Origin of the sequence: Nocardiopsis oceanisediminis, assembly GCF_048595525.1 — a bacterium.
GTDB classification, from domain to species: Bacteria; Actinomycetota; Actinomycetes; order Streptosporangiales; family Streptosporangiaceae; genus Nocardiopsis_A; species Nocardiopsis_A oceanisediminis.
This window is the reverse complement of sequence record NZ_JAFMZJ010000001.1, coordinates 2,266,074-2,277,569: the sequence shown is the minus strand read 5'-3', so window position 1 is coordinate 2,277,569 and position 11,496 is coordinate 2,266,074. Positions and strand designations below refer to the sequence as shown.

Here is an 11,496-nt window from a genome sequence, read left to right as displayed (position 1 = left end):
CGCTCGGACGCCGGTCGTCCGCCTCTCTCCCACCGGAGGGCGGGACGGCCCTCCGCCCCGACGGGACGGCGTCGGGGGAGGCGGCCTCGGGCGCGATACGCGCAGGTCGGAGGCGTGCGGGCGGCTTCGGGGACCTCGGCCGTCCAGCGCGGCGGCGCTACCATGGACCTCCTGGAGCCCCGCTCAGGCGGGCCCGCCGCGAGCCACGGGACCGCGCGGGGCGCGAGCACCGATCCCGGAGCCGACCGTGCCGCCTCTCGTCCCGCCCGGCGCCCGCCCGGAGACCGCCGCGCTCGACGGCGGACGGGTCCGGGTGCTGCGCAGCCCCGCCGAATCCGGCCCGGCCGTCCTGCTGCTGCACGGCGGCGGCTGCGACAACGCCTCGATCTCCTGGTACCGGGTGTTCGAGCCGCTGGGCACCGCCTTCCGGCTGATCGCCCCCGACCTGCCCGGCTCCGGCTCCACCTCGGGCATCGCCCCGCTCGGCGGCCCGGCGCCGATGGCCGACTTCACCGCGCGGCTGATGACCGTCCTCGGCGAGGAGCGGGCCGTGGTGGCCGGGGTGTCGATGGGCGGGGACGTCGCGCTCAACCTCGCCCTCCGCCACCCCGACCGGGTCCGCGCCCTGATCCCGATCGCCCCGGCGGGGCTCTCCGCCGGGCTCTCCCGCCCCTGGATGCAGGCCGCGCTGTGGGCGCTGCTCCGGCTCCCCGACCCCGTCCTGCTGCCCGCGGCCCGACTGGCCGGGCGGTTCACCGGAACCGCGCTCCGCCGCGTGCTGCACGACCCGTCGGTGCTCCCGCCGGAGGCGGCGGCGGAGTTCCGCCGGGAGAGCACCCGGCCCGGCGGCCAACTGGGCTACCTGCGGTACGGCCAGGCCATCGTGGGGCGCCGCTGGATGCGCAACGACGTCCTCCCCGAGGTGCACCGCATCCGGGTGCCCACCCTGTTCTTCCACGGCGACCTGGACCCGCTGATCCCGCCGCGCGACTCCCGGCTGGCCGCCGCCCGGATGCCCGGCGCCCGGGTCGTCCTGGCCTCGCGGTGCGGCCACTGGGCCCAACTGGAGGCGCACGACCGCTTCCTCACCGAGGTGCGGGGGTTCCTCGCCGGCCTGGACTGATCCGGGCCTGCCGGGGCCGGGGGCCGGGAACGACGAAGGCGGGCCCCGGTCGGATACCGGTGGCCCGCCTCGTGCGGTGTGGAGCTATGGGGATTCGAACCCCAGACCTCCTCCATGCCATGGAGGCGCGCTACCAACTGCGCCATAGCCCCTCAGATGTGACTCCATGGTAGCGGATGCCGGCGGTGGAAAAGCCGGTTTTCCGGGGCGGGTGGAGGTGAGGAGGCGCACCGGTCCGCGGAGACCCGGTCCTCTGCGGTGGTCACGGCGACGCCGACCCGGAGCCGGCCGGCTCCGGGAACGACGAAGGCGGGCCCCGGCCCGATGCCGGCGGCCCGCCTCGTGCGGTGTGGAGCTATGGGGATTCGAACCCCAGACCTCCTCCATGCCATGGAGGCGCGCTACCAACTGCGCCATAGCCCCGCGTTCATCTCCGGTTCCCCGGAGGAGCACTGACGATTCTATCGGACCTGCGGGACCGCTGTGACCGGCCGCCGCCCCGGGGGCGCCGGAAGCGCCGGGGCGCCCCGGAGGGCGTCCGCTCCGGGAAGCGGGAACACGAATAAGGCCCCGCCTCCGGGCGGGGCCGTCATCGCTCTTCTGGAAACCGGGTGGAGCTATGGGGATTCGAACCCCAGACCTCCTCCATGCCATGGAGGCGCGCTACCAACTGCGCCATAGCCCCGTGTCCGCTCCGGGCGTTCCGCCCGGCGACCCCTCGACTCTACCGGATGTCCGGGACTGCTCGGGCAGGCCCGGCCTCGGGGCCGGGCCGAGCGGAGCGCCCCGGAAACGGATTAATCTTGCAGGGTGTCCGAAACGAAGCTTGAGATCCAGATGCTCCACGACCGCCTCCTCCTGCGCGAGCTCCCGGAGAAGGGCGAGCGGCGCAGCAGCGGCGGACTGGTCATCCCGGACACCGTGAAGATGGCGACCCGCCTCGTATGGGGCGAGGTCTGCGGCGCGGGCACCAGCGCCCGCCACGTCGCCTCCGGTGACCGGGTGCTGTTCAACCCCGAGGACGCGTTCGAGGTGGAGCTCCACTCGGAGCGCTACCTGGTGCTGCGCGAACGGGACGTGCACGCCGTGGCCAACGAGGCCACCGAGCACGGAACCGGCCTCTACCTGTAGGGCCGCCGGCGGCCGCCCCTCCCCCGCCGCACGGCGGGCGGGCGGCCGCCGCGGTCCGGCGCGCCGCCGCCTTTCCGGGGCGCCCGCCCGGGGCCGGGTGCGCGCGGGCCCACATGAACAGGCCTATATGAACAGGCGCATGCGGACAGGGGCATACGAAGGAGCGCCCGGAGGCGGGTTTCCCCGCCGCCGGGCGCTCCTTCCGCTGTGGAGCTATGGGGATTCGAACCCCAGACCTCCTCCATGCCATGGAGGCGCGCTACCAACTGCGCCATAGCCCCGTATCCGGGCCGGTGGGCCGGTCTCCGCCGTCCCGCCGACTCCAGGAAGGATAGCGGAATCCCGCCGTTCCGTCGAAACGGCGGGATCAGCGGTCGTCGCCGAGGATGCGGTCCTCGGGCAGGCTGGAGGCGTTGTGCTCGAGCAGCCGCCAGCCGCCGGAGTGCAGCGGGCCCAGCAGCGACCAGGAGCAGTTGCCCAGCGGGCCGAGCGCCTGGCGCATCTCCTCGGGCAGGCCGATCATCCGGTTGATGCCGGCCCGCAGCGCCGCGCCGTGGCCGACCGCCACCAGCAGGCCGCCCTCGGGGACCCGGGCCAGCCCGCGCCGGATCGCGTCGTGCACCCGCTCGCCGACGTCCAGGATCGGCTCGCCGTCGGGGATCGCCATCCGGGCGTTCTCCTCCGGCCAGCGCCTCCGGATCTCCTCCCGGGTCAGCCCCTCCCAGGAGCCGCCGTGGCGCTCGCGCAGCCCCTTGTCGACCTCCGGGACCAGCCCGGTCTCCGCGGCCAGGTAGCCGGCGGTGTCGGCGGCGCGGCGCAGGTCCGAGCAGACGATCGCGTCCGGGCGCAGCGAGGCGAGCAGCCGGGCGGCGCGGCGCGCCTGACCGTGGCCGGTCTCGTCCAGCGGGATGTCGGTCTGCCCCTGGAACCGCTTCTCGAGGTTCCACTGGGTCTGGCCATGGCGCCAGCAGATGACGCGGCGGGTCATGTGGTCGGCTCCGGTCCGGGTGGGGAACAGGGGGCGGGGGGCGGTTCCGGGGCGCGGCCCGGGCGCGGTCCCCCGCCCCCGGCGCCCCGGCCCGGGGTCAGTTTCCGTTCTCGGCCGCGCTGCGGTCGCGGCCCCGCGCGCTCTCCGGCAGCGGGATGACGGGGCAGTCCTTCCACAGCCGCTCCAGGCCGTAGTGCCCGCGCTCCTCCTCGTGCTGGATGTGCACGACGATCTCGGCGTAGTCGAGGAGCACCCAGCGGCCGTCGCGCTCGCCCTCGCGGCGCACCGGCTTGATCCCGGCGCCGTCCCGGAGGCGGTCCTCCACCTCGTCGACGATGGAGCGCACCTGCCGGTCGCTGGGGGCCGAGCAGAGCACGAAGGCGTCGGTGATGACCAGCTGGTCGCTGACGTCGTAGGCGACGATCTCCTCGGCCAGTTTGTCCGATGCCGCTTCGGCGGCGATGTTGACGAGCTCCAGGGCCCGGTCGGTGGCGGTCACGATGAAGAAGCTGCCTCCCCAGGGCGCTGCCCCGGCTGATCGTCGAGGTAGAGCCCGGTCTTGTTGATGTAGCGGACGATGCCGTCGGGGACGAGGTACCAGATCGGTTCGCCCTTGCGCACCCGCTCCCGGCACTCCGTGGAGGAGATCGCCAGGGCCGGGATCTCCACCAGGCTGACCTTGCCGTCGGGCAGCCCGGAGTCGGTCAGCCGGTGCCCGGGGCGGTTGCAGCCCACGAAGTGCGCGAGTTCGAAGAGTTCGTCCACGTTCTGCCAGCTCAGGATAGCGCCCAGTGCGTCGGCCCCGGTGATGAAGAAGAGCTTCACCTCGGGCCCGTAGGCCTTCCTGAGTTCGCGCAGGGTGTCGATGGTGTAGGTGGGGCCGTCCCGGTCGATCTCCACCCGGCTCACCCGGAACTGCGGGTTCTCCGCGGTGGCGATGACCGTCATCAGGTAGCGGTCCTCGGCCGGCGCGACCTTGCTGAGGTCCTTCTGGTAGGGCTGCCCGGTCGGTACGAACAGCACCTCGTCCAGGTGGTAGAGGTGGGCGACCTCACTGGCCGCGACCAGGTGCCCGTGGTGGATCGGGTCGAACGTGCCGCCCATGACCCCCACGCGCCGGGCCGGCGCCCGGGGCCCGCGCGGAGCGTCCGCCACCGTCGCGTCCTTCGTCACCTGCCACTCCTTTTCCACCGCTTCCTCCAGCTGGAGCCGAGCGTAGCCGACCCGCGGGCGCGCGGCGCCCCCGGCCGTTCCGGAACGGTGCGCGGCCGGTGCGAAATTCACGTCATATCTCGTCGCCCGAAATCGTGGCGTGCCCCGGGGAGCGGCGCATAGCATGCCGATATGGCCACCAACACACCAGACCGTGCCCGCGTCCGACTCACCGAAATCTCCTCGCGCGCCTATGAGCACCCGGCCGACCGCGGCGCCCTGGTGGCGCTGCGCTCGCTGCGCGGCTTCGACGAGGTGTTCAAGCGCCTCTCCGGCCTGTTCAACGAACGCGCCCTGCGGCTGATGTTCCTCTCCGGCTCGGTCCGGGTCAGCGAGCGCCAGTTCCCCGAGGTGTACGACTACGTCCGGGACGCCGCCTACGTGCTCGACCTGGACGAGGTCCCCGAGCTCTACATCCAGATGGACCCCCGGCCCAACGCGATGGCCATCGGCAGCCAGCGGCCGTTCATCGTGATGACCACCGGCCTGTTCGACCTGCTCGACGCCGAGGAGCAGCGGTTCGTCGTCGGCCACGAGGTGGGGCACATCCTCTCCGGCCACGCCGTCTACCGCACCATGCTGCTGGCCCTGATCCAGCTGGCCGCCCGGGTCGCCTGGATCCCGCTGGGCTACATCGGGCTGCGCGCGATCGTCGCCGCCCTGGAGGAGTGGTACCGCAAGTCGGAGCTCTCCTGCGACCGGGCCGGCGTGCTGGCCTCGCAGAACCCCGACGCCGCCAAGCGCGCCCTGATGAAGATCGCCGGCGGCTCCCGGCTCGCGGAGATGAACCCGGACGCCTTCCTGGAGCAGGCCCGCGAGTACGACCGGGGCGGCGACGCCCGGGACAGCCTGATCAAGCTGCTCAGCCTGATGGGCACCACCCACCCGTTCGCCGTGGTGCGGATGGCCGAGCTGCACCGCTGGATCGAGGACGGCTCCTACCGGCGGATCGTCAACGGCGACTACCCGCGGCGCTCCACCGACCGGGACGCCTCGGTGAGCGAGGAGGCGCGCAGCGCGGCCAGCTCCTACAAGGAGTCCTGGGAGCGCTCCGCCGACCCGCTGGTGGGCATGGTGCGCGACGTGGCGGGCAACGCCGCCAGCGCCGGCGGCAAGATCTTCGACACCGTCGCCGAGCGGTGGAAGAACGCCGGCCGCTCCGGGGACGGCGGGCAGAACGGCTCCTGAACCGCCGCGGCGCGCCCGCGCGGGCACCCCGGCCGCTCCCGGGGCGCCGGCGCGGGCGCGCCGTCGCCTCTCGCCCCTTGCGCGTCACGCCTTGCGCGCGACCCCGCCGGTCATGAAGCGGGCCGCCACCGAGGTGCTGTCCGCGACGATGCCGTCCGGCCGCCACAGCGGCAGCGGCACCATCCCGGGCGGGAGCATCTCCAGCCCGTCGAAGTAGGCCTGCAGCTCCTCGACCGTGCGCACCCGGCCGGTGCCGAGCTGGCTGAGCAGCACCCGCTCCAGCTCCTGGCTCTCCGGGGCGTCGCCGAGCCGGGTGAAGTTGGTGATGAAGAAGAAGGAGCCCGGCGCCACCGCCTCGCGCAGCGCGGCGACGATCCCGTTCGGGTCCTCCTCGTCCAGGATGTGGTGGAGGATCCCGCAGAGCATCACGCAGACCGGCCGGTCGAGGTCGATCGTCTTCCGCACCTCGGCGTGGTCCAGCACGCTGCGCGGGTCGCGGAGGTCCGCGGTGACCACCCGGGTGTTGGGGTTGTCCGCCAGGATCGCGTGCCCGTGCGCGGAGACCAGCGGGTCGATGTCCACGTAGACCACCCGGGCGTCCGGGTTCGCCTCCAGCGCGACCTCGTGGGTGTTGCGCGCCGTCGGCAGGCCCGACCCCAGGTCCAGGAACTGGTCCACCCCCTCCTGCGCGGCCAGGGTGCGCACCACCCGGTGCAGGATCGCCCGGTTGTGCAGGGCGATCTCCTTCAGCTCGGGCATCACCTCCAGGCTGGCCCGGGCCACCTCGCGGTCGATGGCGTAGTTGTCCTTGCCGTCGAGCATCACGTCGTAGACCCGGGCGGCCGTCGGCACGCCCTGGTCGAACACCGAGGTCGGCGGGGCCGAGGTCCTGTCATCGGTCATGGGGGGCTCCTGAGGGTGCGAGAACGCCTGTGGCAGCGGCATCCTAGCGTTTCCGGCCCGTCTCCCGGGACACCCCCGGGGCCCTTCGGGACCGGGGTCCCGACGGCGCGGCCCCCCTCGGCGCGCCGAGGGGGGCCGCGGTGCCCGGGGCCTTCGCGGGCCCCTCCGGCGGTCTAGCGCACGTGGCCGTCGCCGGTGACCACGTACTTGGTCGAGGTCATCTCGCGCAGCCCCATCGGGCCGCGGGCGTGCAGCTTCTGGGTGGAGATGCCGATCTCCGCGCCGAAGCCGAACTCGCCGCCGTCGGTGAACCGGGTGGAGGCGTTGACCATGACCGCGGCCGAGTCGACCCGGGAGACGAACCGGCGGGCCGCCGACTGCGAGTCGGTGACGATCGCCTCGGTGTGCGAGGTGGAGTACTCGCGGATGTGCGCGACCGCCTCGTCCAGCGAGTCCACCACCTTGACCGCGATGTCCATGGCCAGGTACTCGGTGCTCCAGTCCGCCTCGGTCGCCGGGACCACCCGGTCGTCGTGGGCCAGTACCGCGTCGTCGCCGTGCACGGTGACGCCCAGGTCCGCCAGGGCGGAGAGGAACCGCGGCAGGAAGCGGCCGGCCACCGCCCGGTGCACCAGGGCGGTCTCCGCGGCGTTGCACACCGAGCAGCGCTGCGTCTTGGCGTTCAGCGCGATCGCCAGGGCCTTGTCCAGGTCGGCGTGCTCGTCGACGTAGACGTGGCAGTTGCCCTCGCCGGTCTCGATCACCGGGACGGTGGACTCGCGCACCACCGCCTGGATGAGCGACCCGCCGCCGCGCGGGATGAGCACGTCGACCAGCCCGCGGGCGCGCATCAGCGCCTGCGCGGAGTCCCGGCCGGCCCCGGGGACCAGCTGCACCGCGTCGGCCGGGACGCCGGTCTTCTCCAGCGCCCCGCGGATCACCTCGACGATCCGGGTGTTGGAGGAGTAGGCGGAGGAGGAGCCGCGGAGCAGCGCCGCGTTCCCGCTCTTCAGGCAGAGCACGGCGGCGTCCGCGGTGACGTTGGGCCGGCCCTCGTAGATGATGCCGATGACGCCCATCGGAACCCGGATCTGGGTCAGCTCCAGCCCGTTGGGCAGCACCGAGCCGCGGACCACCTCGCCCACCGGGTCCGGCAGCTCGGCGACCTCGCGCACCGCGTCGGCGATCGCGGCGACCCGCTCCTCGGTCAGGGTGAGCCGGTCGACCATCGCGCCGGGCTCGCCCGACCGCCGGGCCCGCTCCACGTCCTCGGCGTTGGCCTCGACGATGGAGGCGGCTTCGGCGACCAGGGCGTCGGCCACCGCGTGCAGCGCCGCGTCCTTGGCCTCCCGGCCGAGCGGGGCGAGCTCGGCCGCCGCCTCCTTGGCCCGCCGTGCGGCGGCGTGCACCTCGCGCTCGGTGTCACTCATGGCGTTCCATCCGTTCTGCGCAGTCGTTTCCTGGGGGTCCTACCGTGTTCGGATGCGGTGGCGGCCCGGGGCGGAGCCCCGGGCCGGGTCAGGGGCGTTCGCCGTCCAGCACGACCAGGTCGTCGCGGTGCACGATCTCCCGCTCGTACTCCGGGCCCAGCTCCCGGGCGAGCCAGCGGGTGGACCGGCCCATCAGCTCGGGGATCTCCGCGGCGTCGTAGTTCACCAGGCCGCGGGCGATGGTCCGGCCGTCCTCGTCGCACAGGTCGACCGGGTCGCCGGCGCTGAACTCGCCCTCGACCTTGACCACGCCGGCCGGGAGCAGCGAGGCGTGCTCCGCGGCGACCGCGCGGACCGCGCCGGGGTCCAGCACCACGCTGCCGCGCCCGGCGGTGGCGTGCGCCAGCCACAGCTGGCGGGCCGACGGCCTGCGCCCGGTGCTCGCGGTGAACAGGGTGCCGACCCCCTCCCCGGCCAGCGCCGCCCCGGCGTCGGCCGCCGCGGCGAGCACCGTCGGCACCCCCGCCTCGGTGGCGATCCGGGCCGACTCCAGCTTGGTCGCCATGCCCCCGGTGCCCACCCCGCGCCGCCCGGCGCCGCCGACGTCGACGCCGGTGAGCCCGCGCACCGCGGGCACCCACGGGATGCGCCGGGTGCCGGGGCGGGACGGGTCGCCGTCGTAGAGCGCGTCGACGTCGGAGAGGAGGAGCAGCGCGTCGGCGCGGAGCAGGTGGGCGACGAGGGCGGCGAGCCGGTCGTTGTCGCCGAAGCGGATCTCGTGCGTGGCGACGGTGTCGTTCTCGTTCACGATGGGCACCGCGCCCATGTCCAGCAGCCGCCGCAGGGTGCGCTGGGCGTTGCGGTACTGCACCCGGCGCATCATGTCCTCGACGGTGAGCAGCACCTGGGCGGCGGTCAGCCCGTGCCCGGCGAACGCCGCGGTGTAGCGGGCGACCAGCAGGCCCTGTCCGACGCTGGCCGCCGCCTGCTGGGTGGCCAGGTCCTTGGGGCGGGACGGCAGCCCCAGCGGGGACATGCCCGCGGCGACCGCCCCGGAGGAGACCAGGACCAGTTCGGTCCCGGCCGAGCGGCGCCGCGCCAGCACGTCGGTGAGGGCCGCGATGCGCTCCCGGTCGATGTGCCCGTCAGGGGTGGTCAGCGAGGACGACCCCACCTTGACCACGACCCTGCGCGCGGTCGCCAGCCGGGCGCGCTCGGCCTCCGCGCCGCCCTGCCCGCTCGTCCCTGCCTGCGTCGTACCTGTTCCGTGCACGGTGCACGACTTCCCATCTGCCTCGGATCCCGGACGGCTGAGCCTCCGAACGCCGCCGCCCCGGGACGGGGGCGGCGGGTACCCCGCGCGACGTCAGGCCAGCCGGTCGTCGGTGCCGCGCGGGCCGGTCGGCGGGACCGAGGCGTCGAGGTCGGGGGCCCAGTCGAAGACCACGGAGTCCTCCTCGGTGCCGATGTAGACCTCGGCGCCCTCGGTGGCGCCGGCCTTGCGCAGCGCGTCCTCGATGCCGAGGCGGTCGAGGCGCTCGCTCAGGTAGCCGACGGCCTCCTCGTTGGAGAAGTCGGTCTGGCGCACCCAGCGGGCGGGCTTGGCGCCGCTCACCCGGAAGGCGTTCTCGCCGACCTTGACCACCTCGAAGGAGGCGTCGCCGATCTCGCGCGGGCGCAGCACCACCCGGGTCGGCTCCGGTGCGGGCCGGGCGGCGCGGGCCCGGGCGACCTCCTCGCCCATCGCGTACGACAGGGCGCGCAGCCCCTCGCGACTGGCCGCGGAGATCTCGAAGACCTTCAGGCCGCGCTCCTCCAGCATCGGGCGGACCATCTCGGCCAGCTCGCGCGCCTCGGGCACGTCGATCTTGTTCAGCACGACCATGCGCGGGCGGTCGGAGAGGTCGACGTCGGTGAGCTCGCCGTAGGCGGCCAGCTCGGCCTCGAGGGCGTCCAGGTCGCTGACCGGGTCGCGGTCCTTCTCGTAGGTGGCGCAGTCGAGCACGTGCAGCAGCATGGAGCAGCGCTCGATGTGCCGGAGGAAGGCCAGGCCGAGGCCCTTGCCCGAGCTCGCGCCGGGGATCAGGCCGGGCACGTCGGCGACCACGTACTGCACGGTGCCCGCCTCGACCACGCCGAGGTTGGGCACCAGCGTGGTGAACGGGTAGTCGGCGATCTTGGGCCGGGCCGCGGAGAGCGCCGCGATCAGCGAGGACTTGCCGGCGCTGGGGAACCCGAGCAGGCCGACGTCGGCGATGGTCTTGATCTCCAGCCGGACGTCGGCGGAGGCCCCCTCCTCGCCCTTGAGCGCGAAGCCGGGCGCCTTGCGCTTGGGCGAGGCGAGCGCCGCGTTGCCCAGGCCGCCCGCGCCGCCCTCGACCAGGACCAGCCGGGTCCCGGCGCCGACCAGGTCGGCGACCGGCTCGCCGTCCAGGGTGGTGACGACGGTCCCGTCCGGGACCGGCAGCACCAGGGTCTCGCCGTTGGCCCCGGCCCGGTTCCCGCCCTTGCCGGGCGCGCCGTTGCCCGCCTTGCGGTGCGGCCGGCGCTGGTACTCCAGCAGGGTGGCGCTGCCGGGGTCGACCTCCAGGACGATGTCGCCGCCCCGGCCGCCGTTGGCCCCGTCCGGGCCGCCCAGCGGCTTGAACTTCTCACGGTGGATGGAGGCACAACCGTGCCCGCCGTCACCGGCCTTGACGTGCAAGACCGCTTCGTCGACGAAATCGGGCATCTGCTCTTCTCCCCGTGTCCTGACTGGCCCGGAGGGGCGGCCGCCCCTCCGGAGCACGCAGGGCGGGCCAGTCGGCCTGGCCCGCCCTGCGGTGAAGCGTGATCGTCCGGGCGCGCTACTCCGCGGGGACCGGGACGATGTTGACGGCCTTGCGGCCGCGCCGGTTGCCGAACTCGACCTTGCCCGCGACGAGCGCGAACAGGGTGTCGTCGCCACCGCGGCCGACGTTGTCGCCCGGGTGGAAGCGGGTGCCGCGCTGGCGGATCAGGATCTCGCCGGCCTTGACGGACTGGCCGCCGAAGCGCTTGACCCCGAGCCGCTTGGCGTTGGAGTCGCGCCCGTTACGGCTGGACGATGCGCCCTTCTTGTGTGCCATCTCGAGCCCCTCCTCTACTTCGCAGCGATACCGGTGACGCGCACGCGGGTGTACTTCTGGCGGTGACCCAGGCGCTTCTTGTAACCGGTCTTGTTCTTGTACTTCAGCATGTTGATCTTGGGGCCCTTGGTCTCGCCGATGACCTCGGCGGTGACCTGGTACCCGTTCAGCTCGGTGGCCTCGCTGATGACCTTGCCGTCGTCGACGACAAGCAGCGGCTCCCACGTCACCGTCGAACCGGCCTCGTCGGAGACCCTGTCGATGTTCAAGACGTCATCGACAGACACCTTCTCCTGTCGGCCGCCCGCTCGCACGATCGCGTACACCGGGGAACTCTCTTCCTGCTCGTGGACCATCCCCGCCGAAGCGGGGGTGAAATGCGCTGCTTTTGACCGCAGCTCGTTACCCATCAGG

At 73.6% G+C, this 11,496-nt stretch carries 12 protein-coding genes and 4 tRNA genes; 3 read left to right on the top strand and 13 right to left on the bottom strand.

What is annotated here, in order from left to right; translation table 11 throughout:
• Window positions 1-247 precede the first annotated feature (247 nt).
• Window positions 248-1,123 carry an alpha/beta fold hydrolase gene (locus J0910_RS10210; RefSeq protein WP_420158276.1) on the top strand — a complete coding sequence of 292 codons (876 nt, stop codon included), beginning with the start codon at window positions 248-250 and terminating at the stop codon, window positions 1,121-1,123.
• 79 nt (window positions 1,124-1,202) lie between these two features.
• On the opposite strand, the gene J0910_RS10205 is transcribed toward J0910_RS10210, so the two are convergent.
• The 3 genes from J0910_RS10205 to J0910_RS10195 form a co-directional block, all read right to left on the bottom strand.
• A tRNA-Ala gene (locus J0910_RS10205) sits at window positions 1,203-1,275 on the bottom strand.
• A 198-nt stretch (window positions 1,276-1,473) separates the two neighbouring features.
• Window positions 1,474-1,546 (bottom strand) — tRNA-Ala (locus tag J0910_RS10200).
• A gap of 189 nt (window positions 1,547-1,735) precedes the next feature.
• Window positions 1,736-1,808: transfer RNA gene (locus J0910_RS10195), tRNA-Ala, on the bottom strand.
• A gap of 152 nt (window positions 1,809-1,960) precedes the next feature.
• Between J0910_RS10195 and J0910_RS10190 the strand changes: the two genes are divergently transcribed.
• Window positions 1,961-2,254 (top strand): GroES family chaperonin, encoded by a 294-nt coding sequence (locus J0910_RS10190; protein ID WP_017594377.1) that lies wholly within the window; start codon window positions 1,961-1,963, stop codon window positions 2,252-2,254.
• 208 nt (window positions 2,255-2,462) lie between these two features.
• On the opposite strand, the gene J0910_RS10185 is transcribed toward J0910_RS10190, so the two are convergent.
• From J0910_RS10185 to nadD, 4 genes are all read right to left on the bottom strand, one after another.
• Window positions 2,463-2,535, bottom strand: a tRNA-Ala gene (locus J0910_RS10185).
• 86 nt (window positions 2,536-2,621) lie between these two features.
• Window positions 2,622-3,242 (bottom strand): histidine phosphatase family protein, encoded by a 621-nt coding sequence (locus tag J0910_RS10180; protein WP_420158275.1) that lies wholly within the window; start codon window positions 3,240-3,242, stop codon window positions 2,622-2,624.
• Between the two features lie 97 nt (window positions 3,243-3,339).
• Window positions 3,340-3,741: a ribosome silencing factor gene (gene rsfS, locus J0910_RS10175; RefSeq protein ID WP_017594379.1), complete on the bottom strand. Its 402-nt coding sequence runs from the start codon at window positions 3,739-3,741 to the stop codon at window positions 3,340-3,342.
• Complete coding sequence (gene nadD / locus J0910_RS10170; RefSeq protein ID WP_221332499.1) at window positions 3,738-4,346, bottom strand: nicotinate-nucleotide adenylyltransferase; 609 nt, start codon at window positions 4,344-4,346, stop codon at window positions 3,738-3,740. The genes rsfS and nadD overlap by 4 nt, the downstream gene beginning before the upstream one ends.
• A gap of 240 nt (window positions 4,347-4,586) precedes the next feature.
• Here nadD and J0910_RS10165 point away from each other — a divergent pair, with 240 nt between their 5' ends.
• On the top strand, window positions 4,587-5,642 hold the full coding sequence (locus tag J0910_RS10165) for a M48 family metallopeptidase (protein WP_420158274.1): 1,056 nt from the start codon (window positions 4,587-4,589) through the stop codon (window positions 5,640-5,642).
• 84 nt (window positions 5,643-5,726) lie between these two features.
• Here the strand turns inward: J0910_RS10165 and J0910_RS10160 are convergent, their stop codons facing one another.
• The 6 genes from J0910_RS10160 to rplU form a co-directional block, all read right to left on the bottom strand.
• On the bottom strand, window positions 5,727-6,545 hold the full coding sequence (locus J0910_RS10160; RefSeq protein ID WP_420158273.1) for an SAM-dependent methyltransferase: 819 nt from the start codon (window positions 6,543-6,545) through the stop codon (window positions 5,727-5,729).
• 173 nt (window positions 6,546-6,718) lie between these two features.
• Window positions 6,719-7,975 (bottom strand): glutamate-5-semialdehyde dehydrogenase, encoded by a 1,257-nt coding sequence (locus J0910_RS10155; RefSeq protein WP_420158272.1) that lies wholly within the window; start codon window positions 7,973-7,975, stop codon window positions 6,719-6,721.
• Window positions 7,976-8,063: 88 nt separating this feature from the next.
• Window positions 8,064-9,248 (bottom strand): glutamate 5-kinase, encoded by a 1,185-nt coding sequence (proB, locus tag J0910_RS10150; protein ID WP_420158271.1) that lies wholly within the window; start codon window positions 9,246-9,248, stop codon window positions 8,064-8,066.
• 93 nt (window positions 9,249-9,341) lie between these two features.
• A complete protein-coding gene (obgE, locus tag J0910_RS10145; RefSeq protein ID WP_420158270.1) occupies window positions 9,342-10,706 on the bottom strand; it encodes a GTPase ObgE in 1,365 nt (454 codons plus the stop codon).
• Window positions 10,707-10,821: 115 nt separating this feature from the next.
• Complete coding sequence (rpmA, locus tag J0910_RS10140; protein WP_017594386.1) at window positions 10,822-11,082, bottom strand: 50S ribosomal protein L27; 261 nt, start codon at window positions 11,080-11,082, stop codon at window positions 10,822-10,824.
• Window positions 11,083-11,096: 14 nt separating this feature from the next.
• Window positions 11,097-11,408: a 50S ribosomal protein L21 gene (rplU, locus tag J0910_RS10135; RefSeq protein WP_420161941.1), complete on the bottom strand. Its 312-nt coding sequence runs from the start codon at window positions 11,406-11,408 to the stop codon at window positions 11,097-11,099.
• Between the last annotated feature and the right edge of the window lie 88 nt (window positions 11,409-11,496).

What these genes read in the sequence shown, in the direction of transcription:
- J0910_RS10190 (WP_017594377.1), top strand. Translation starts at nt 1,961, where the DNA reads ATGCTCCACGACCGCCTCCTCCTGCGCGAGCTCCCGGAGAAGGGCGAG.
- J0910_RS10180 (WP_420158275.1), bottom strand. Translation starts at nt 3,242, where the DNA reads ATGACCCGCCGCGTCATCTGCTGGCGCCATGGCCAGACCCAGTGGAAC.
- nadD (WP_221332499.1), bottom strand. Translation starts at nt 4,346, where the DNA reads ATGGGCGGCACGTTCGACCCGATCCACCACGGGCACCTGGTCGCGGCC.
- J0910_RS10165 (WP_420158274.1), top strand. Translation starts at nt 4,587, where the DNA reads ATGGCCACCAACACACCAGACCGTGCCCGCGTCCGACTCACCGAAATC.
- J0910_RS10160 (WP_420158273.1), bottom strand. Translation starts at nt 6,545, where the DNA reads ATGACCGATGACAGGACCTCGGCCCCGCCGACCTCGGTGTTCGACCAG.
- J0910_RS10155 (WP_420158272.1), bottom strand. Translation starts at nt 7,975, where the DNA reads ATGAGTGACACCGAGCGCGAGGTGCACGCCGCCGCACGGCGGGCCAAG.
- obgE (WP_420158270.1), bottom strand. Translation starts at nt 10,706, where the DNA reads ATGCCCGATTTCGTCGACGAAGCGGTCTTGCACGTCAAGGCCGGTGAC.
- rpmA (WP_017594386.1), bottom strand. Translation starts at nt 11,082, where the DNA reads ATGGCACACAAGAAGGGCGCATCGTCCAGCCGTAACGGGCGCGACTCC.